The sequence below is a fragment of the Metallosphaera tengchongensis genome, from assembly GCF_013343295.1.
GTDB lineage: Archaea > Thermoproteota > Thermoprotei_A > Sulfolobales > Sulfolobaceae > Metallosphaera > Metallosphaera tengchongensis.
The window spans coordinates 232,279-251,810 of the sequence record NZ_CP049074.1; the positions used below are offsets into that span (position 1 = coordinate 232,279).

At 41.5% G+C, this 19,532-nt stretch carries 21 protein-coding genes; 11 read left to right on the top strand and 10 right to left on the bottom strand.

Going from position 1 to position 19,532, the window contains the following annotated elements; genetic code table 11:
- Positions 1-191: 191 nt before the first annotated feature.
- Positions 192-1,595, top strand: a complete 1,404-nt coding sequence (locus GWK48_RS01105) for an MFS transporter (RefSeq protein WP_174628818.1) — start codon at positions 192-194, stop codon at positions 1,593-1,595.
- 234 nt (positions 1,596-1,829) lie between these two features.
- On the opposite strand, the gene GWK48_RS01110 is transcribed toward GWK48_RS01105, so the two are convergent.
- Positions 1,830-2,813 (bottom strand): NAD(P)/FAD-dependent oxidoreductase, encoded by a 984-nt coding sequence (locus GWK48_RS01110; protein WP_174628820.1) that lies wholly within the window; start codon positions 2,811-2,813, stop codon positions 1,830-1,832.
- A 292-nt stretch (positions 2,814-3,105) separates the two neighbouring features.
- Here GWK48_RS01110 and GWK48_RS01115 point away from each other — a divergent pair, with 292 nt between their 5' ends.
- Genes GWK48_RS01115 through GWK48_RS01130 form a run of 4 tightly spaced genes read left to right on the top strand, consistent with a single transcriptional unit; the run spans position 3,106 to position 5,706 of the window.
- A complete protein-coding gene (locus GWK48_RS01115) occupies positions 3,106-3,903 on the top strand; it encodes a radical SAM protein (RefSeq protein WP_174628822.1) in 798 nt (265 codons plus the stop codon).
- Positions 3,900-4,742 carry a LipS1 family lipoyl synthase gene (gene lipS1 / locus GWK48_RS01120; protein WP_174628823.1) on the top strand — a complete coding sequence of 281 codons (843 nt, stop codon included), beginning with the start codon at positions 3,900-3,902 and terminating at the stop codon, positions 4,740-4,742. Before GWK48_RS01115 ends, lipS1 begins: the two co-directional genes overlap by 4 nt.
- Entirely contained in the window at positions 4,739-5,461 is a 723-nt protein-coding gene (locus tag GWK48_RS01125; protein ID WP_174628825.1) for a lipoate--protein ligase family protein, read from the top strand. The genes lipS1 and GWK48_RS01125 overlap by 4 nt, the downstream gene beginning before the upstream one ends.
- Positions 5,462-5,466: 5 nt before the next feature.
- A complete protein-coding gene (locus tag GWK48_RS01130; protein ID WP_174628827.1) occupies positions 5,467-5,706 on the top strand; it encodes a hypothetical protein in 240 nt (79 codons plus the stop codon).
- On the opposite strand, the gene GWK48_RS01135 is transcribed toward GWK48_RS01130, so the two are convergent.
- Positions 5,693-6,139: an EVE domain-containing protein gene (locus GWK48_RS01135; RefSeq protein ID WP_246263860.1), complete on the bottom strand. Its 447-nt coding sequence runs from the start codon at positions 6,137-6,139 to the stop codon at positions 5,693-5,695. The two genes, GWK48_RS01130 and GWK48_RS01135, sit on opposite strands and share 14 nt — an antisense overlap.
- A gap of 340 nt (positions 6,140-6,479) precedes the next feature.
- Between GWK48_RS01135 and GWK48_RS01140 the strand changes: the two genes are divergently transcribed.
- The 3 genes from GWK48_RS01140 (at position 6,480) to GWK48_RS01150 (ending at position 9,200) form a co-directional block, all read left to right on the top strand.
- Positions 6,480-6,959, top strand: a complete 480-nt coding sequence (locus tag GWK48_RS01140; RefSeq protein ID WP_174628829.1) for a DUF1286 domain-containing protein — start codon at positions 6,480-6,482, stop codon at positions 6,957-6,959.
- A 90-nt stretch (positions 6,960-7,049) separates the two neighbouring features.
- Positions 7,050-8,615, top strand: a complete 1,566-nt coding sequence (locus tag GWK48_RS01145) for an APC family permease (protein WP_174628831.1) — start codon at positions 7,050-7,052, stop codon at positions 8,613-8,615.
- 33 nt (positions 8,616-8,648) lie between these two features.
- Positions 8,649-9,200, top strand: coding sequence for a DUF1404 domain-containing protein (locus tag GWK48_RS01150; RefSeq protein ID WP_174628832.1), 552 nt, complete (start codon positions 8,649-8,651; stop codon positions 9,198-9,200).
- A gap of 50 nt (positions 9,201-9,250) precedes the next feature.
- Here the strand turns inward: GWK48_RS01150 and GWK48_RS01155 are convergent, their stop codons facing one another.
- Entirely contained in the window at positions 9,251-10,444 is a 1,194-nt protein-coding gene (locus GWK48_RS01155; RefSeq protein ID WP_174628834.1) for a cation:proton antiporter, read from the bottom strand.
- 44 nt (positions 10,445-10,488) lie between these two features.
- Here GWK48_RS01155 and GWK48_RS01160 point away from each other — a divergent pair, with 44 nt between their 5' ends.
- On the top strand, positions 10,489-11,523 hold the full coding sequence (locus GWK48_RS01160) for a hypothetical protein (RefSeq protein WP_174628837.1): 1,035 nt from the start codon (positions 10,489-10,491) through the stop codon (positions 11,521-11,523).
- Here GWK48_RS01160 and GWK48_RS01165 read toward each other — a convergent pair.
- From GWK48_RS01165 to GWK48_RS01180, 4 genes are all read right to left on the bottom strand, one after another.
- Positions 11,504-12,298 (bottom strand): DUF929 domain-containing protein, encoded by a 795-nt coding sequence (locus GWK48_RS01165; RefSeq protein WP_174628838.1) that lies wholly within the window; start codon positions 12,296-12,298, stop codon positions 11,504-11,506. The genes GWK48_RS01160 and GWK48_RS01165 overlap by 20 nt on opposite strands.
- A gap of 225 nt (positions 12,299-12,523) precedes the next feature.
- Entirely contained in the window at positions 12,524-13,123 is a 600-nt protein-coding gene (locus GWK48_RS01170) for a hypothetical protein (RefSeq protein WP_174628840.1), read from the bottom strand.
- A 298-nt stretch (positions 13,124-13,421) separates the two neighbouring features.
- Complete coding sequence (locus GWK48_RS01175; RefSeq protein WP_174628842.1) at positions 13,422-15,005, bottom strand: sodium:solute symporter family protein; 1,584 nt, start codon at positions 15,003-15,005, stop codon at positions 13,422-13,424.
- A gap of 6 nt (positions 15,006-15,011) precedes the next feature.
- Positions 15,012-15,218: a hypothetical protein gene (locus GWK48_RS01180; RefSeq protein ID WP_174628844.1), complete on the bottom strand. Its 207-nt coding sequence runs from the start codon at positions 15,216-15,218 to the stop codon at positions 15,012-15,014.
- A gap of 452 nt (positions 15,219-15,670) precedes the next feature.
- Between GWK48_RS01180 and GWK48_RS01185 the strand changes: the two genes are divergently transcribed.
- Positions 15,671-16,297 carry a hypothetical protein gene (locus GWK48_RS01185; protein ID WP_174628846.1) on the top strand — a complete coding sequence of 209 codons (627 nt, stop codon included), beginning with the start codon at positions 15,671-15,673 and terminating at the stop codon, positions 16,295-16,297.
- A gap of 137 nt (positions 16,298-16,434) precedes the next feature.
- A complete protein-coding gene (locus GWK48_RS01190; RefSeq protein WP_174628848.1) occupies positions 16,435-17,256 on the top strand; it encodes a DMT family transporter in 822 nt (273 codons plus the stop codon).
- 343 nt (positions 17,257-17,599) lie between these two features.
- Here the strand turns inward: GWK48_RS01190 and GWK48_RS01195 are convergent, their stop codons facing one another.
- The 3 genes from GWK48_RS01195 to GWK48_RS11810 all read right to left on the bottom strand — a co-directional run bounded on the left by GWK48_RS01195 (position 17,600) and on the right by GWK48_RS11810 (position 19,508).
- A complete protein-coding gene (locus tag GWK48_RS01195; RefSeq protein ID WP_174628850.1) occupies positions 17,600-18,559 on the bottom strand; it encodes an inorganic phosphate transporter in 960 nt (319 codons plus the stop codon).
- Positions 18,559-18,810 (bottom strand): ribbon-helix-helix domain-containing protein, encoded by a 252-nt coding sequence (locus GWK48_RS01200; protein ID WP_174628852.1) that lies wholly within the window; start codon positions 18,808-18,810, stop codon positions 18,559-18,561. Before GWK48_RS01200 ends, GWK48_RS01195 begins: the two co-directional genes overlap by 1 nt.
- Before the next feature lie 416 nt (positions 18,811-19,226).
- Positions 19,227-19,508, bottom strand: a complete 282-nt coding sequence (locus GWK48_RS11810; protein ID WP_174628854.1) for a DUF4898 domain-containing protein — start codon at positions 19,506-19,508, stop codon at positions 19,227-19,229.
- Positions 19,509-19,532 lie beyond the last annotated feature (24 nt).

Consider the following 19,532-nt stretch of genomic DNA (forward strand, 5'->3'; position numbering starts at 1 on the left):
AATTTTTATCTTTCATTTTTATAAAACACTCTTAGGTTTAGCTCGAGGTAAAGACATGACAATCGGGTCTTCTATCTCAGGGATCCTCAACTAATGGGCCTGAGTTATTAACTATATAGTTCTATAGAGACTATGTTAACTATGAGGGTTATAATTATATAACATGCCAACAAGAGTAGCTCGGAAGATTTATGGAACCGTTCAAGACCATAGACAGTCTAAAACTAAACTTCAACCACATTAAGATTTGGTACACGGCCGGTATGGGATTCTTTACAGATGCATATGACCTCTTCATAATTGGAGCCATCCTTGACGTATTTAATGCTTACAAAATCCCAGGCTTTGTTCTAAATCCGCTTTACACTGGTTTGTTGGCTTCCTCAGCGATATTCACAGCTATTTTCGGTCAGCTTATATTTGGGGCTTTGGGGGACCTGCTAGGGAGGAAAAAGGTCTACGGAGTTGAGGCGTCTCTTCTGACAGCTGGTGCAGCGTTATCAGCGATATCCCCAAATGTACTGTGGTTGATCATATTTAGATCAGTAATGGGACTGGGAATTGGAGGTGACTACCCAATATCAGCTACAATAATGAGTGAGTACGCCAACGTGAAGGATAGAGGGAAGTTAGTGGCTTTGGTCTTTGCCAATCAAGGAATAGGTAGCCTAGTTGCAGTCGCTGTAGGTGCTATATCGGCTTTCACTTTACCTCCTGACATCGCATGGAGGGTGATGGCCTTAATAGGGGCAATACCAGCAGCTACCGTGATTTACCTTAGAAGGAAAGTGCCCGAAACTCCTCGTTACTCTGCACTTAAGGGAGATACCGAAACCCTGAAGAAAGCTTTAGGGTTTGTAAATGGGACTAAAATTGATAACGGTAGTGAAAGTAAAAATGTAAAAATAAAGAGGATGGGATTGAGGGAGTTTCTGTCAAAATATTGGTTATTACTAGTTGGTACTGCAGGCTCTTGGTTCCTGCTAGATATAGCGTTTTATGGTACAGGGATATACTCGGGACCAATAGTTAGTTCCATTCTGGGTAAACCATCTTCCTTAGGAACGGAAATAGTTTATGCTGGAGTTCCTTTCATGGTTGGGTTCTTTGGATACTTTACGGCGGTAGCTCTAATGGATAAGCTGGGTAGGAAAACCATACAGACTATAGGTTTCATTATGATGGCTGCAATCTATGGGTTAGTGGGAACCCTAGCTATCTCCCATGGAGCTAAGTTGATAGGCTTCGTCATCCCAGCCACGCAGGCGTTCGCATTATATGCCCTTTCGTATTTCTTCATAGACTTTGGTCCAAATACCACTACCTTCGTGATCCCATCCGAGGTGTATCCTACAAGCTACAGGACTACAGGTCATGGTATATCAGCCGCAGCTGGAAAGACTGGCGCCGCCATAACTACTTTCTACTTTAGCGTTCTTCTTGCTCAATATGGGATAAAGGATATACTGTATATGCTAGGTATAATCAGTGTAATTGGGGCTATACTCACTATAATAGCAGTGAAAGAACCTAAATTGAAGAGTTTAGAGGAAGTGTCTCAGGACAAAGTCGTACTGGAGGAAAAGAATGGATAAACTTTGTTTGGTTTTACGTTCCTCTCCATTGTACCCTTAATCTACCTTTTTAGATTAAGAATTCGCACTATATCGCTCGTTGTTATCAGACCTTTATGAGAGGGATAAAGGTATAGCTGAATTCGACGCTAAGTCTCCTTCTAAAAAAACATCTCAATAGAGGATTCCTACTTTACCTTTAGAATTTATCACGAAAAGGTCTTAGCAATTAATAAAAATGAGTAGACTATTCCTCTATATACTTTCCACCATCCTTACAGCCTTGTAGATCCCCACCCTCTTTGCCAGTTCTGCCATTGAACCCCTTACAAATTTCCCCATAAAATCCCCGAAATATTCGGAACCAATTCTCAACACTATCGCTACTTGTTTGTATTGGAACTTTTCCGATCCTCCCATGGCGTTACTCATGGCCAACTTCCCAGACTGAACGGCAACTTGAGCTGACATGGGGACGAAACCCTTTGTAGTCATGGAGTCCCCAGCTCCAAAAACGTCCTCATGATCCACAGACATCAGATAGTCATCCACGACCATTCTCCCGTTTTTGTTGGTTAACCCTAAGTCCTCAATCAGCTTAGGTCCTCTGAAACCCACAGCCATAATTGCCATTTCAGCTTTGAACTCTCCCTTAGTAGTGGTAAGAATACCTGCATTGAAACTTTCCACCTTGGTTCCTAAATGAACGTTAACCCCCATCTCCCTTAGTCTGCTTTCAGCAAACTGGGAAGACTCCTTAGTCATGAAGGAGAGTAGTCTCTCCTGAGCCTCAATGAGGTGAACCTCCTTTCCCATCCCCCTCAAAGCCCCAGCAAGTTCTACACCTAAGGTCCCTCCACCTAGTACTGCAACGCTCTTTATTTTAGGAAGCTTAGACCGAATTTCCAGAGCATCCTCTAAAGTCTCCAGCTTCTGAACGTTTCCCCTTATCTTGGTTGCATCCTGCTCATATCCTAAAGCGATGATTAATTTATCATACGAGTAAATACCGCTCGTGGTCTTCACTACCTTACTCTTAAAGTCTATTCCTACTACTTTGCTTCGGATCACTCCTCGTGGATATGGTATGGCAGCAAGGGATGGATTACCTGTTTCGATCACGTCCACCAACCTGTGCGTGAGAAGGAAATACTCTTTGGAGTCTATCACTACAGCTGACCTATTTTGATTTAAGGCAGACATCCCTGCAAATCCTCCACCTAAAATAACAGTCCTCAAACAAAACCCCTTACTTTTCTAGTATAATTAAAAGGATTAAAGCCAGAACTATATTCCAATTGGAACAATTAAAGTAAACTTACTTTTCTCCCTATAAATAAATACGATATTTATACCAAGTCCTTCATAAAAAAGGTAGATGGGCTGTTATTGGTCAGCGACCTAAAACGAAGAATTTGATGTGGAACCCTTTAGATCAGAAGTGCTGGATGGCTAGGTGCTTACCTTGTTGCCAAAGCTTAAATGGAACCAAGGGAAGAGTTAAAACCTATGTTGAATAATATGAAATACCTTGGAAATCCTCTTATCAGCAGGTACATACTATGCCATAGAAAGAGGGATTTACTATAGCCAAACAGCGTACGCATTGATGACTGGTGGTTGCCAGAACCAGTGCGGTTTTTGTTCCCAGTCCCTGAGTAACTCAGCTAGCAAGTTTTACCTTTCGCGGGTTAAGTGGTACCCAGTTGACCTGGAGAAGGTGAAAGGCAGGCTAAGCTCGTTCAAGAGATTCTGCCTACAGACTGTAGTAAGACCAGGATTTGAACATGAGATGTTAGAAATCCTTAAGCACGTGGACACCAAGAAGTCGGTCACAGTGGTTCCGATTTCTAGGGAGTATTTAGTGGAGCTGAAACGAGTGGGAGTTGACTACCTAGGGATAGGGTTAGACACCACAGAGGGGAACTGGAATAAGGTGAAGAAACCTGCGACTTTTCACGAGTACTTTAGGTTCATAGAGGACGCTGTCCAAGTCTTTGGAAAGGGTAAGGTTTACGTTCACTTAGTCTACGGTCTTGGGGAAGAGGAGAGTGAATTCATCTCTCTCATGGAAACTCTTCATTCCGTGGGTGCAGAAGTAGCTCTCTTCGCGTTTACTCCTGTTAAGGGAACTCCCATGGAGAACGTTAAACCGCCAAAACTAGAAGATTATAGAAAAATACAAAAATTACGGTTCCTCATTTTCCACGGTAAAGATGGAGGAGAAAAGGCGTTCCTTACTTCAGGATGCCCCTCATGTGATAGACCATTTTATAATGAAGACCCTAGAGGTAAGCCGTACAACGTTCCCCTGAGGTTTGTATCATGATAGGAGGTTTCGTAACAAGGAGCAAGTTTACGACCTTGAGCATAACTGGCGGTTCGTGTTCACTTAACTGCTTCTACTGTGGGGCTAAGTACATTTCTACAATGGAGGAGGCGATTAGCCCTGAAAAATTTGAGAAGATAGTGACAAAGCTACACTCCAAAGGGGTGAGGGGCTTTTTGATCAGCGGGGGTTTCGATGAGTCGGGTAAACTTCCCATAAGACCTTTCCTACCTGTAATGAGGAAGTTAAGGAGAGAACTGAACGTTGTGTTCAACTTACATCCAGGTCTTCAGGATAAGGAAACCATAATGGAGTTAAGAGACGCAGTGGATATAGTGGATTTTGAGTTCGCCTACTCTCCTGGAGCATACTTGTCTAAGGGAGTTAAAAGGGAAAGGGACGCCTACGTAGAAGTCCTGAGTAACCTCATTGAATTTGGACCCGAGTATATTGTACCCCATGTAATGCTTGGACTTCCCAAGGACACTTACGAAGACCTTCTGGAGGAAATGAAAATTGCGTCCCAGTATAAGCCATACCTTCTAAATTTCCTTGTTGTAACACCTACTCCGGACACTCCATCAAGGGTCTTAAAGGTTGATCTAAACAAGATCTTACCATTGATTCAAGAGGGGTCTAGAATGATGGGAGGAAAAGTGAGCCTAGGCTGTATGAGACCTTTCGCCTTAAAAGAAGTTCTAGACAGGGAAGTGGTTTCCAGAGGACTAGTGGAGAGGATTGCCAACCCACATCACAAGGTCGTAAAGGAGTTCAGTTTGCGACTATATGATGCATGTTGTAGCTTACCCGCTCACCTACTGGGTGATTTCAAGATATGAGACTCATAATTGAGCAGGGGCACCCAGGGCAAAGGCAAATGGCCTTGGACGAGGCAGTCCTTATCTTACTTAGCCATGACCTAGTGGAGGAGACGGTCAGGTTTTGGAACTTCTCCCCCACTACTCTTAGTATAGGGAGGTTCCTCAGTGTAAGGGATTGGGTGAATTTGGATCTACTTGAGAAATATAAGGTACCCTTAATCAGAAGGTTTACCGGAGGTGGACCAGCCCTTCATGACGAAAGGGGAGAAATAACATGGTCAGTGGCTTTAAGGACTGGGAGTGTGGAGTCGGCTTACCAACAGATAGGGGAGGCCCTGGTTCGCTCCCTTAAGATCATGGGGTTGGAAGGGATATTTACTCCAATAAATGATGTAGTTGTAAACGATAAGAAGGTTGTTGGTATGGCAGGAGCTCAGAGGCACAACGCTGTAATAGTCCACGGGACTTTCATGTTTAACACAAATTTGTCCCTAATGTCGCTCATCAAGGTACCAAAACCTAAGGAGATGGAGAGGGGAAGCGCCTCAGCTAGGGTTACTAACTTAAGCTCGTTGCTGGGAAGAGAAGTAAAGAGGGAGGAAGCACTAAACGCACTGATGAAGGGATTCTCGGAAGTCTTTCCCTTATCCCAAGGGGAGCTTACCACCTTGGAGCTAGAACTAGCTAGGCAATTAAGTTACAAGTACACCAATGACAAGTGGACCTTTTTAAGGTGATTGGAGTGACTGAGATATGTGAGAAAGTATTTAGATCCAAGGCTGGCAAAACGGTGATTGTAAGGGTCTTCTTTACTCCTGGAGTAAAGGTCGAGGTTACGGGGGACTTCTTCGGGTCAGAAGAAGATTTAGAAGACCTTGAAAGGGATCTGGCCCAACTGAGATTGAGCGAGGTTAAGATACTCGGTTTAGATAATCAAGAGGTACTACAAAAGGTAAAGGAGTGCATTCTCAGTCATACATAGTCTGTCTCAGACACTCCTCCATAACTTTAGCGTCCGAATCCAGTATTGGCCTCCCTAGGTTGGCGGGTGCGTTTCTTAAGTATTTGGGCAACTGAACGGTGTCCTCGACAAACTTCACCTTACCAATGAGACTCTTAACGTCGCAGGCTCCCGTAACCCAGACCTCTACCTTAACCCTGTGAGGAAATAAAGCCCTGTTCCTAACTTTCTCCTCAGGATATATCGGCGTCTCGTCGTAGTACCAGTCCGATACTACCCTACCAATTCCCACCAATTTGCCACCATACCTCGAAGCGTAATATTTGCTTACGTAGAAAATAATGTTATCACCTTGTTTTATATATTTACTTAGATTATTTTTGTAACCGTAAATCCCATCGTATTGGATAACGTCCCACATGTCCTCCTGAATAGGTACTAGCCAAAAGGTCATAATCGTTTTTAAAGACATAATATTTAAAAATTTTTCCACATACATCAAGTTAGAATAATTGAGAATTAGGAAGATACATAAATATTATTGAAAATAATCCCTTTATAAAAGAACGGCAGACCTAGCCCTTTAGGACAGGGAGGAGGTCAGATCTCTATTAAATGTTTCCTTGGGGTTGGTATTAACGACATCAGTAAAATTAATATTTCTAAGTATTTCAAGACCCAAAGTACCTGAGAAACGTACGAACAGCGATCCGATCTTAGGTTTGATTTCTTGCTTAAAATGTAAAGTCTGAATTCACAAAAATTATAAAACATAGTTGGTACAAAAGTCATTAATGAAACTGTTAACTCATTACGTCTTCACTACGGGAGTTCTTACCCTAATGTCGTCCCCGTTTCTAGGTTTCTACGACTCTCTTCTTGTCTCCTTCATAATAGCGTGGATCTCAAACAGCCTCATTGATAGGCTAGGTCATGAAGTTCGTTACGGTTACATAAGGAGAACCCCCAGAACCCATACCCTACTTAGAAGCCTTCCGTGGGGGATTTTACCATCTCTGCCCCTTTCCCTAATTCTTGGAGTCCCAATTATTGCCTTTTTAGGTATAGTTGCTGGACCATCACACCTTGTTTTGGACGTGCTCACTGAGAGGGGAATATACGTAAAAAGGAGAGGCAGGTGGGTAAGATACGCTCTAGCACATTTCGCCTACAACAATCCCCTGTTGAATGGTTTGTTTATCTTAATAGGTGCTGTATTCCTGTACATTGCAATGCTCATACAGTCCCAACCCTTGACCACCTTACTTTTTTGACTTAACTAAGTAAATGCACTAGGGATACTTCACGTCATACATGTAATCAGCTGAGTAAAAAATATAAATCGGTTTCCCAACTTGGTCTACGTGAGTAACAAAAGAAACGTGTTCATAAGGGAAAGTTCTGGTCTTTTAAAACAAGTAACATTGTTGGACGCGATAATGCTGAACGTTGGAAATATGTCAGCTGGTATTACACTCTTTGAGTCCATATCCCCTTACATCAATAGCTATCCTGGAGGCGTGTTGTGGTTAGCTTCAATCATAGGAATGATTTTCGCTTTCCCACAGCTCTTAGTTTACACTTACATGACTAGGAAGATGGGAAGGACCGGTGGTGATTATGTATGGATTAGCAGAAGCATAAACGGAGGGATCGGTGCAGTCATGGCCATATCACTAATGCTTGAGTCCGTTGCTTACTTCGCTTTAGTAGCTTTCTTCTCCGCATCGAGCATTAACGCAGTGCTCTTTACCATAGGGAGCGTGGACAACTCACAACAGCTTGTTGGCCTATCAAATACGCTCTTCGTTAACCCCTATAATGGAGGGCTTACCTTGGAGCAAAAGGCCCTATTTTATGGGATAGCTGCAGGATTTTTCGTCCTGATCATACTCCTAAACATATTCAGGTCAAAATGGGGCTACTCCATAGTAAGCATACTAGGGGTCTTTTCCCTTGCCTCTCTCGTCGTAGCCATGGTAGTGATAGGAGCTTCAGCTACCCACTTTGGGGCTTCAATTCAGCCATTTCTTAACTCTATTAATTCAAGCTTGATAACGACCTACCAGACGTCTCCTCACGTCACTTTTCCCTCTAACTTCAGTCTAGTTTCCACCATTTTGCTACTTCCACTATTTGCCCTATACACTTACCCATGGATGCAAGCTGGACCAGCAGTCTCCGCTGAGTTTAAACAGAGCGATAAGGTAGCAAAGTTCAACTTATTGTTCGCTCTCCTACTTACCGCAGCCCTGGTAACAGGGGCATTTTTGGAAATGGATGTTGTTGCAGGATATCAATTTAATTTCCAGGCCTATCCATATTTCATTTACAATTTCTGGACAGTTGCCATTGCCTTAGCTGGGAACCCAATCCTCCAATGGTTCATAGGCCTCGGAGCTATACTGTGGAATTTCTTCGTCCTTTCCTATGGCGTCATCGTCTTCTCAAGGTATATATTTGCTCTATCTTTCGACAGAATCTTACCGGAGAAGTTCGCTGAAGTTAACAAGTACGGATCCCCTATTTACGCTCACGCCCTGGATCTAACTATTACGCTCCTCTTCCTACTAGTTCCTGTATTTTCTCTTAATGCGGCGCTAAGTTTATACGGAGCCACGATTCTTGGGTCCCTGTACTTCCTTGTAGCAAGCGTGGCTGGAGCCCTGTACGGATTAAAGCAGAAAGTTAAATCCCTCTCAGTCGCAGGAATAATATCTTCAATTTACTTCGCGTTCTTAACCTATGAGGCTGCGACCAATCCCCTGTTTGGATTTACGACTGGGAACAACTCGGTAAACTTTACTACTCTACTCTTCGTCCTAGGAGTCATAGCTGTTGGCGTTGTTGTCTACTTGGCTTCTAAATATAACAATAAGAGAAAAGGTATTGATATCTCTCTAGTATTTAAGGAGATACCTCCAGAATAGTTTTTTAAAAGCTAATTTACAAATATATTTTTTGTGAGATTTACCTACTTTAGATCTAGGAATTCCGTTATAGCGCTGATACTACTAATATTTTCCATAAATCCCTACACAGAGTTAAAAGAATTCTCGTTGGAGCCTTTGTTCATGGCCACTCATTACCTCCTATTTATATCTGGGTTCCTGCTCATGGAGAGAAGAACTCTTCCAGGTTATCTCGTATCCCTTAGCATCGCGTTAGTAGGACTATGGCATGTTCCGCTATTATATGCCCTAGCAGCTTCGTCACCCGCATATAGAGCCATGAATGATTTATCCTTATTTTCCGCTGGTATCCTTGGAGGAGGGGCTACGTCCAGATTATCGACAGCCGTGAAGCTTTTCCTTTTCATATTGTGGATGAGCGCTGACAGCGTTCTATCAGTAATCCTGATCGTTGGATGGCCCCCGTATTCTGATGAGGTTTACCCTTTCTCGCCGTTCTCCATTAACCAGGAGCTCTCAACTGGGCTCGTTATGTTTGGGATAATGACAGTTATCTTTATTATCGTAATCCTTAAGTTCCTGAGGTCAATTTTTAAAATTTAAAAACAGGTTGAAAATAAGACTTTGCATGGAATAACAAGTCTTGAACTCTATTAGTTTTCAGTCCTGAGCAGACCTTTTACACTGCTCTCGAACGAGATAGCACCAATCACGGTAGTTAAGAGACTCATTAACACGATCTCTGCAAGGTCCATCTGATCAAAGATACCGGAAGAGAACGCTATAGACGAAATAACTAATCCCATCTCCCCTCTGGGTATCATACCCAAAGAAGATGCTATCGCCTTTTTTGTGTCTTTATTATAAAAGTAAGCAAATGGAAAGATACCAAGGAATTTCAACCCTACAGCTATGAGAGTGATTATAACTCCCTGAAACAATACCTGAAAAGATAGGAAGGAAAAGACGTCGGTTTCCGCCCCTATGGTTATGAAAAAAATGGAGCCAAAAATCCCTATCATTGCCGAAACCATACCCCGAATAATCTCAGCCTTTCTACTCTCAGCTATGGCCACACCTGCTATGAAGGCTGCTATCACTGGAGAAAAACCCAATGATATCATGATAGTCACCAGTGCAAATAGAACCAATAGAGACAAGTCTACAACTAGGGATCCAGAGACCATTGAAACAAGCCTAGGTATAATGAAAACTGAGGCAAAGAAGATGATCAACCATGATATTACCACAGTAGCAATGATCTTAACAAGACCAAAGGCAGTGGATTGGGCTCCTCCTATAATAGCTAGGGAAACTGAAAGAATTATAAAAGCTACGACATCATCTATGGCAGCTGCGGACATGGTTATCTTGATGTACCTTTCGTTCTCCAGCTTTTCCCCCGAAATTATTGAGGCCACAGCTGCTAAACTAGTGGCTGCGCTAGCTGCCCCCATGAGTATCGCTGTATTGAAAGAGACGTAGTTCAACATGTAAAAAAATACACCAAGGAAAGGAAGAATAGCACCAAAGGTTGCAGCTAGGACGGATAAAGCCCCTGAGGATCTCAAGGATCTGAACCCGTGTTCTAGACCCGCCGCAAATATCAGTAAGATTACTGAGAATTGGGAGAAGAGGAGTAAGTAACTGTTTATTGTGAATATATTCAGGTTAAGCAATGAATTAAGAAATTCTCCCAAGGCAAAGGGACCGAGGATTAAACCTGTAATAAGTTCCATTATTATAGGAGGAATCCTGACCCTACTCCCTGAAATCTTGAGGGCTTGTGCAACAGTTACTAGTATAAATATCTCTAGCAAAGTCAAATAGACCTGATCCGATGACATGACCCAACATTGACTTTTATAACTTTAAATGTTGATACAAATCCATGTCTATTTTCGGAAAGAAAGATGAGAAGAACATTTTGCATATAGACCACCTTAATCCCTTAATGAAAAGGGCGATCAAAACCCTGATAGACTCTGGAATTCCTGAGATTGCAAAGTTATACGGATTTAGATACCTTTTCCCTAAAGTTGGTGAGCCTTTATTTATACCCTATGGCTTGCTTGATGATGATTATAAGGACACACATGAGGCCTTTGAGAGGATACTGGGCATAGTTGAGGAAAAGAGGGAACAGGGAATGAAGATTTACAAGGAGTGGTTTCCATCTGCAGAGGAAATAGATCATTACAGGTTCACATTCTACTCAACAGCGCAAGAGGGGAAAATGAGAGTAGGTTTAGCTGCCAATCCACTAGCCTCTCTTGAACAGGACGCCTTTAACTTGAAAGATATAGAGAGCTACATTCAAGGGAAAAAAATCCTAATATTGACCCCTGCACTAGCAGGACAGAGCGTTAACAGGGCATCTCCCCTATCTAAGTCTTCTAAGATAGAGCTTATTGATATAATAAGTAAAAGGGAAAATGAAATAATAGATTCATTTATCTGGCTGAACAAGACTTTTCACGAAAGATACGACAGAGATAAAGACTATGACGCAGAGCTAGGAAGATCTTATATGAAGAGATTATTCTCGGTTATAAAGAAAACTATCTCTTCCAAGATAGTAGAGAAGCCCGGTGATGTAGAGGTTACTATACTACCACTTTTTATATACCCCAAAAATAAGTTAGTAGGGAACGTCTCCGTTATGGAGGCTTGGAATTCGAACTCTACTTACTCTGAGATATTAAGGCAAGGTAGATTTCATGAAATCGAAGTTGGACCGATACTCTATAACGTTGAGTCAATCAACGAACTCGTGGAGAAGTATGCCTCCAACTCGGAAAAACTCATTCTAATAACTGATCAAAAAACACCACCCGTAGATAGGATAGAGCAATTCACATGGGCTAAGAGGTTCAGGGTAGAAAAGGACAGTGACTTCTTTAAAGTCATGACGCCTGCTGTATAACTTGAAGTAACTGTTGCGCGGTTACTTGGATCTGTGAAGGTACTGTTCCACTATTAATCTCACTAAGTATAACGCTGGGATCCGTACTTATGGAAACAGCGTCCTGAGGGGTGAACGAAGAGGGATAGCCTAGTAGGATCCAGGTCCCCCCAGGACCAGTTATAACTAAAGTGGTCACTAGGTGAGGTGTCTCAGAAGCAAAAGCTATTGGTGCCTGGGAACCATTAGGTAAGGCAACCAAAGTCCTATTCAGCTGGTATTCGCTAATCAGGTTAACTAACCAGTTTGGGGCTTCTTGGCTCAGTTCTTGGAGGCCTAACTGAACCCCCTTACCGTCCAGAGGTTGACCTGAGACAGTTTCATTCAAATATTGGTTATAAATATAATAGAAATGAAAATCCAGATTGGAACTAGGGGTGAAGTTTTGAAAAATTAGACCTGGTATGGGATAACTAGATAGTCCTGGCTCGGTTAGGGAAGTGTGTGGTGTTACGCCAACTACTCCATAGTGCTCAAGGGACACGTAGAGAGGCCACGACAGGGTAGCTCCGTAGGGGCAACCGTACCAACTTACGAAATAGACCTCCACCTTGCCTGAACTGGCGTAATCTGTGGATGATACTTTTACGAGATTTGTGAAGGCACTTTGGGTCTGCTGAGATACGTCGGATGGTCTCATACTTAATGCTACAAATAGGATAATTACTAGAGCAAGGGCAATGAAGGGAATGTATATTAACCTGCTCTCATTTTTTGAACCGCTCTTTTTAGGCATTACTAGATCTTTGTTATAGAGTTTAAAAAGTGTTATTGCAATAAAAAGTTAACTTATTATAAAGAACGGCGAACCTCGCCCTTTGGGGCGGGGAGGAGGTCTGAGGTTTAACTTTCAGAGAGATATAGGTCATTAAAGTTGAAAATCCTACCCTATTTTCAGGCGAAGGGCTTAACAGCTACAGAGGCTAAGTGTGTTCTACGTAGGAGTACTTTTTGTGAATATTCATTGAGTTTTTTTCATACAAACTCTTCCGCCTTTGAAAGAGGATATCTCGTCGCACTCAATCCTACTAACGTTGCTCAACTTCTCCAACGCTTTTCTTATGTGTAAATCCATAGAGATAAGTTTATACGCAGAAACAAGATACCATAGATTCCCTCTAATTTCTACTATAACTAGACGTGGGTCAATCTCGAGCAACTTATCTAGCACGTTATACGTATTTCCCATCCCAGATACCCTAAACTCTTTGAACACTATGTTCCCTGAGACTTCCTCAAAGTCAAGTCCGTCAGAGTATATGGTAACCAATGAGCCTGTCTTTAGAACTGCAGAAAATTCTCTGGGCTCTATCTCAATGTTATATTTTGTAATGTAGTTCAGCCATCTTTCTCTTTTCCTTCCCCTAAGCCTAGATCTCACTAGGCCTGAAATGCTCATTGAAGAAATTAGATCAGAAGGTGTGGCTGTAATGAAATCCTGATCCCTAAATATGGTTTGACCTGAACACTTACTTTCAGATATTTTTCCAGAGCATACGTAAGAAAGCTCTGGAAGTGGCGGGAAAACTACATCTTCTGGAGACTCTATTTTCAGGTCCACAAATATAGAGACGTTGAACTCCCTATTTAATCTCGGTATTAATCGTGGGGAGATTCATTGAAGATTTATCCGAACTAAGTTTCTAGATTTACTCTGACAAAAGCTTAAGGATTCTAACTTCTCGTTTAGGTTAATGGCTGAGCTAAAAAGAGCCCATAGTTATTATTTATCCTTTATAAAATAAAATATGTATATAAATCTTACTGGTTCAATCCCTTTAATGGGTATACGAAGAAAAAATGATATTATTGACTTGACAAAAAAACAATCTGATTTAAAAACTTCTAATCCACTTGAATTAGAGCTCCTTAGTAATCTCCTCAGCCTTTACCTTTTGAGAGGGTCTCCAACCCATACCATATGCTATCGCAGATCCTATTACTGATACTACTAGATTGATTCCTAAGGCCAATAGGGCTATATATAGAGGTCCAACAGGCGTAGCATATAGACTGGTCTTTATTACCCCGAACTTTGCGTTAGCTTCTATAACTAGAGCTAGAGAGGAGATTATTCCAATAGCCCATCCCGCAAGAGTTGCTTTTCCGTTTAACTTATTCGTATACAGACCGAGAAATATAGCCGGCAAGGTTTGCGTGATTAGAATGCCACCAAGCAGTTGTAACTGAATAGCATAACTTGCTGGAACAAGAAATACAAAACCCAACGCTAAGAACTTGAACACTGTGGAAATAATCTTAGCAAGGTTGGCCTCAGTCCTTGGTTGCAATTGCTTGAACTCCTTGATCACGTTTCTAACTAACAGGTTAGCGACTCCTATAGCCATTATAGCAGCAGGGACTAGACCTCCAATGAAAATCGCCAGGTAAGCTAAACCTATAAACCAATCGGGCATCGTATAAGCTATCAAGGAAGGAACTACAAAGGTTCCTGCTCCCAGCTTTAGCACACTATTGAGCGCTGCGGGGACGGCATAGATCAGGACGCCGAATAGAGCTAACAGAGCCAAACCCACACCGTAGATGGGCAATAAGGACGTTCCTAACTTTAATTTCTCCTTGTCCTCGGAGCTCAACGAACCGTTTATTGCGTGTGGATAAAGATAAAGGGCAAACGCACTACCTAGCGATAACGAGAAGTAAGCGGGTATTAGCTTAGGGGAGAGGTAACCGTACAGGATAGAACCTTTCGCATGATTAAGTTCAAGATTAACTGTACCGGAATTATGTAGAGCGTTGGAGAAAGCAGTAGCGAAACCACCATAACTCAATGGGACAATAATAATGACAGCTAGTACAGTAATCCAGATCAGTATGTCCTTCATAACGCCTGTTAGAGCTGCACCTCTTAACCCACTCGTGAAAGTGAAAGCTGCCAACACTATGAAGGCGATAATCAAGGCGATGTCTGATACTGACTTTGATACAACTCCTGTAACTCCTGCAATCATTGGTGCAAGGACTGCCTGCATTCCGACTATCTGTAAAGCGATGTATGGTAACTCAGCCACGACACCTGTAAGGGCGATCGCTATTGCTAACCATCTGCTATCGAACCTGTCCTTGACAAAGTCAGCTGCAGTGACGTAACCCTTGTTCCTTGAAACCGTCCACAATCTGGGCATAGTTAGAAGAGCTATTCCAAAGGCCCACGCTACGTAGGGTACCGCGAAGAAGTATAGGGAGCCTACCGTAAGCATAGCAGATGGGACGGCGATGAAAGTATACGCAGTGTAAAGATCCGCTCCCATCAAAAACCATACCAAAAGCCAACCTAGCTTTCTTCCCCCTAGTCCCCACTCGTCTATCCTAGATAGATCGCCCCTTCTCCACCTTGAAGCCCAAAAACCAAAAAATGCGAATATAGCGAAAAGAACTAAAAATACTGCTAAGGAAACTGCGTCTATATTCCCCAATGCCATCACAACTCACCTCTTTCTAGAACCGTTTTCCTTTATTGCCAATGAGATACCTGCAAAAAGGATTGTTGAGACGAAGAGTAGAATTATTTGATATGAATAAAAATTAGTTAGCCCCCCTATGGATGGTGATGAATTATTAAAAAGCGGATAAATGGAGTAGAGTATTATATCGATCAGGAGGACAACGCCCATAGCTAGATAAAATTTACCCATTTTGTTCTCATCTATATATAACCGAAACTAACCTTATAAATTTTATAATATAATAAGAAACTATAACGATTGAACCCATAATATAAAGGGTCAATAATAATAAAAAGCTTTTTTAATTTATTCATCTATTGTAAGATAAAAACCGACCTGCAGTTATACTATTCTAAATCTCTATGTTTTACTACGTTCCAAGTAGCTGATCTCCTCCCCGCCCTAAAGGGCGACGTTTGCTTTTCTTTTATAAATTTTATAATAAAATAAGAAACTATAACGATTGAACCCATAATACAAATGACTAGACGATACTTCAACGTTAGTGATGGACATCGTAGGAATCTCTTGCTCAGTCATTCTTACAATTAACGAAAGTCTCTCCCTCTATGGAGATGATAAAAATTTCGGAAATCTTGATAAGTCAATTTTATTTAACGCTTTAACAGCATTCAGAACCCATGGCACTAGACATTGGGATATTTTTAGCTTCCTTAGCTATGGGCACTTTAGAGCTCTCAGAGGCTGGAGCAGTGTCTGCAATATATGCTGGGGCATACAAGTCGTGGTTACCTTATCTTTACGCAATAGTAGGTGTTACGGTAGTGCTATTTCCTACCTTCACAGTCGGTAGGCTCATTGAGTTACTCCCTATCCAATACGTGTTAATTGTAGGTGGGTTTATCCTAGCGTATTTCGGATATAGACTAATAAGGAGCGCAAGGAGATCCTTCAAAGGATTCAGAAAACATACCGAGGAAAGAGAGGGAATTGGAGTGGTATTGGTCATTTCTATGACAGAAGCTTTTGAGGATTCGTTAGTTGCATTAGCTCTAATTCCTCAAAGTTACTACTCAACCCTCTTAGGGACCGGAATAGCCGTTGTTCTTGTATTAGCCCTCACTGCACTCTTAAAGAACAAGATCGCTAAGATAAGATTACCACATTTGAAGTTTGTCTTATCTTCCCTTCTCTTTTCCCTAGCTTCTTTATGGATCCTCGAGGTAGTCCTTAACGTCTCTGAAATCCTTATCGTCCCTCTCTTTTTGATCTTCGTAGGGGTGAATTATTGTATAATTAAACTCTAATAGATTGAGTGCTAGCTTCAATTCAGTATTCCCATATCTTCAACATTTAGGATGGCTTCAATAACGGGCAAATCCAAGTTTTGAAACATAAAACCGTAGCCCAAGGCTTTAAACTATTCGCCATTAATAAAGGTAAAATGAAAATTAACAAGGGGTTCAATTACCTCACTCTGGCGTCTGTGCTCTGGGGAACTATTGGGATAGCGGTCCAATTTTCCTACAAGGCCGGAGGAAACTCCATTGGAATGGTAGGCTTTAGGACACTGTTCTCGTTAATCGTAACCATATTCCTGCTCGATAGGAGGATGCTTTTCAGGAGAGAATCCATAATTATGGGCCTCGTCTCTGGGTTATTTTATGAGACTTACACTTTCGCTATCACAATTGATGGTGCTCCGCTCTCTTCTTTTCTTCTTTATACTGCGCCTATTTTCGTGGCAGTAATCTCGTTTGGCTTAGTCAAGGAGAGAATAACCTCGAGAAAAGTCGCCGCGATATTCATTGTTATTTTTGCATTATATTTAGAATACCTAGGCACACCAACTTTCTACCAAGTTTTTTGGGGGTTAATGTCTGGCTTAACTTATGGGATGCTAATTTCGTTCTCAAAATACCTTCAGACTAAAGATTATAGGGAAATCGATATTCTTGGAGTGCAATCTTTTTGGTCGTCGATCTTAGTATTTCCGCTTCTTTTATTAAATAGAGATACCATTTCTCTACCCTCCCTTTTGGGGGGAGTTTACCTCGCAGTGTTAGGTACGATAATTCCGTACTATTTCTTCTACAAGGGAATTAAGTATGCAGATTCAACTATAGCAACCGTTATAACGGCCTTGGAGCCAGTGGTGACTACCATCTTATCCTTACCGTTACTGGGTGAAGGATTAACGGGATATCAGTTGATTGGCTCAGTCTTGATACTTCTCTGTGCTATTTGGCTCTCCATCTCTGTCTAGGAATTCAGATAAGAGGTAAACGGTGTGTAGCCTTAGTTAGCAGTTTCCGTGGGCCCGTTGAGTTTATATGATTTCATGACTATGTACGATAAGACCTAAGTGTAGAGACCTGTCCCAGATGTGGGCCTATATTTCGACTTAGGGTAAGGTCATGAGACTAGAGTTGTTCAGATTCCCCTACCTAGTGGGTTGGGGTTAGCCCACTGAGAGGTGAGAGGAGATCCTCTCGACTCTCGTGAAGCTCAAGGGTCGAGGGTTGATATCAAATCATGAAATCTGATAAAATCCAAACCCCTTAGATAGAAGTTCTAAGTACTCCAGAGATGGCATTATTCTTTAGACCTTAAATATTCAGTATGCTTTTTAAAACGCCGAAAGCCGCTAAAGAGGATATTACCGCGATAAAGGGAGAAGTCAGCCAACCCCTAGCCACTTGCTTCAACTGATTTTTTACGTCTGGACCATAACTCCTGAAACTCAGCCCGAGTATACCTCCCATCACGGTCTGTGTAATAGATATTGGAACTCCCAGTAGTGTAAAAACCTCTGATATTATGTCGCTCCCCAAAAGAGCCGACGTGGCGCTCAAGTAACCCATCCTTGTAAGTCTAAAACCAACAACAATGGATGCCTTTCTGGAACTAAAATATATTCCCAGTGCAGCTGAAAACGCGTAAAGAGGGAGAGTAACGTATGCAGGTTCTGCCAACAAGCCTTCAGAAACAATGATACCTATCGCATTAGCCCCAGTTACGAAAGAAGTAAAAACTGCTGATGAAATTATTAATGCTTTATATATTTTCATTTCCTTGATAATTTTCTTCTGCCTCGTAGCTAACTTTGCTAGCCCAAAATAGAGAAGGATGGAACAAAGTATGGCAAGTAAGGGGGAAACAAGCCAGGAAGTGAAAGTGAACCAAAACTTCGTCCAATCGAACTCAAGTCCCTTAGAAAGGAGCACTATCACAGCAAGAGAGGGATAGATCATTTGACTTAGGGAGGACGGAATGCCAGTCTTATTCAGGTAATAAAATGAAATTACAGACGCAACAAAGACAAAAAGTACGGCTGCGTCAAGATATGGTGAAGGTCCATTAACTGTTCCATAAATTGAACTCTCCATTGATATGGATCCTATTGCAACCCCAAAGAATATGCTAAGTGAGCTTACTAGATATGAGTACCTTCTCCTCAGGGAATTCGTTGATATCAGTATACCCAAAGAAGTTGCGGAGTTGTTCCCACCAACCACAAAAGAGGATAAAAACCCAATAACAAAAAGCAATAAAGTTAAGAAATCCATCAAGGACTTTTAGAGTTCTGCGATTTAATAACTTTTATGTAATACTGTATAACATGCCTTAAGTAATCGCTCCTGTTCTGTACACTTCTTCGCCTAGCGTCTTCGTCCACCTTTTCCAATAGATCGGAAGATATCTTGAATGTAACAGTTTTACTACTGTCCACGCCATCCACATATATTACTCCTGTGTTAGTAGTTTCATCGAATACAACGTCGACCTTGTTCTTTGCCTGAGGGCGATCGATTGTCATAATTAGAACCTCGATTAATGTAATCATATCAGCACATAAACCTTTTTCCCGGGAAGAGATTAGAATAGTTTAAATACTAATATGTCATGATTTCTAAAGACTATATATTTCTGCGCCCTTAAAGACTAAAAAGTTACAAAACAATTAAGATATTTTAGAGAATCTATGTAAATAAATAAACATGATTCATCATTAATTTCATAAAGTTTCCGTGAAATCTTGCGCCGTCTAAACTTCATGGATAAAAAGAGGTTCTGATCCCAATTCAGTATGTTATCTAAAATGTTGGATGTGTAGACATACTAATAGAAGGCACCAATGGTCAGCGAACCGTTGGGAACTCATTGATGCATAGTATGAGCACTGTCGATGATCGGTCCTCGATAAAGCTTGTATAAGTTTTGGAAAGCTTCCCATTACTTATAGAACAATGAAACCATACCGGCTGGATGATAATCATCAAATAAACACATTACAAAGGAGTTCGGTCTTACCCTAGATATTACACCTTTCATTTTTTCGCAAAAATTTTCGCTCTGATTGGACACTACAACAAGTCCCTCTACCGATCTTGGTAAAGCGACATTGAGTGTTGATTCTAGATTTGTAATCATTTTTATAGGTATAATAATTTTCTTATTAAAACCGTGCTCCGCAAGAATTCTACCTACATATGGTTGAACTTGATATTGAGCCAATGTCCATTCCCTCTTTAGGTAATA

Excerpts from the sequence above, each read along its gene's own strand:
- GWK48_RS01105 (WP_174628818.1), top strand. The coding sequence starts at position 192 with ATGGAACCGTTCAAGACCATAGACAGTCTAAAACTAAACTTCAACCAC.
- lipS1 (WP_174628823.1), top strand. The coding sequence starts at position 3,900 with ATGATAGGAGGTTTCGTAACAAGGAGCAAGTTTACGACCTTGAGCATA.
- GWK48_RS01125 (WP_174628825.1), top strand. The coding sequence starts at position 4,739 with ATGAGACTCATAATTGAGCAGGGGCACCCAGGGCAAAGGCAAATGGCC.
- GWK48_RS01135 (WP_246263860.1), bottom strand. The coding sequence starts at position 6,139 with ATGACCTTTTGGCTAGTACCTATTCAGGAGGACATGTGGGACGTTATC.
- GWK48_RS01140 (WP_174628829.1), top strand. The coding sequence starts at position 6,480 with ATGAAACTGTTAACTCATTACGTCTTCACTACGGGAGTTCTTACCCTA.
- GWK48_RS01155 (WP_174628834.1), bottom strand. The coding sequence starts at position 10,444 with ATGTCATCGGATCAGGTCTATTTGACTTTGCTAGAGATATTTATACTA.
- GWK48_RS01160 (WP_174628837.1), top strand. The coding sequence starts at position 10,489 with ATGTCTATTTTCGGAAAGAAAGATGAGAAGAACATTTTGCATATAGAC.
- GWK48_RS01165 (WP_174628838.1), bottom strand. The coding sequence starts at position 12,298 with ATGCCTAAAAAGAGCGGTTCAAAAAATGAGAGCAGGTTAATATACATT.
- GWK48_RS01175 (WP_174628842.1), bottom strand. The coding sequence starts at position 15,005 with ATGGCATTGGGGAATATAGACGCAGTTTCCTTAGCAGTATTTTTAGTT.
- GWK48_RS01180 (WP_174628844.1), bottom strand. The coding sequence starts at position 15,218 with ATGGGTAAATTTTATCTAGCTATGGGCGTTGTCCTCCTGATCGATATA.
- GWK48_RS01185 (WP_174628846.1), top strand. The coding sequence starts at position 15,671 with ATGGCACTAGACATTGGGATATTTTTAGCTTCCTTAGCTATGGGCACT.
- GWK48_RS01190 (WP_174628848.1), top strand. The coding sequence starts at position 16,435 with ATGAAAATTAACAAGGGGTTCAATTACCTCACTCTGGCGTCTGTGCTC.
- GWK48_RS01195 (WP_174628850.1), bottom strand. The coding sequence starts at position 18,559 with ATGGATTTCTTAACTTTATTGCTTTTTGTTATTGGGTTTTTATCCTCT.
- GWK48_RS01200 (WP_174628852.1), bottom strand. The coding sequence starts at position 18,810 with ATGACAATCGATCGCCCTCAGGCAAAGAACAAGGTCGACGTTGTATTC.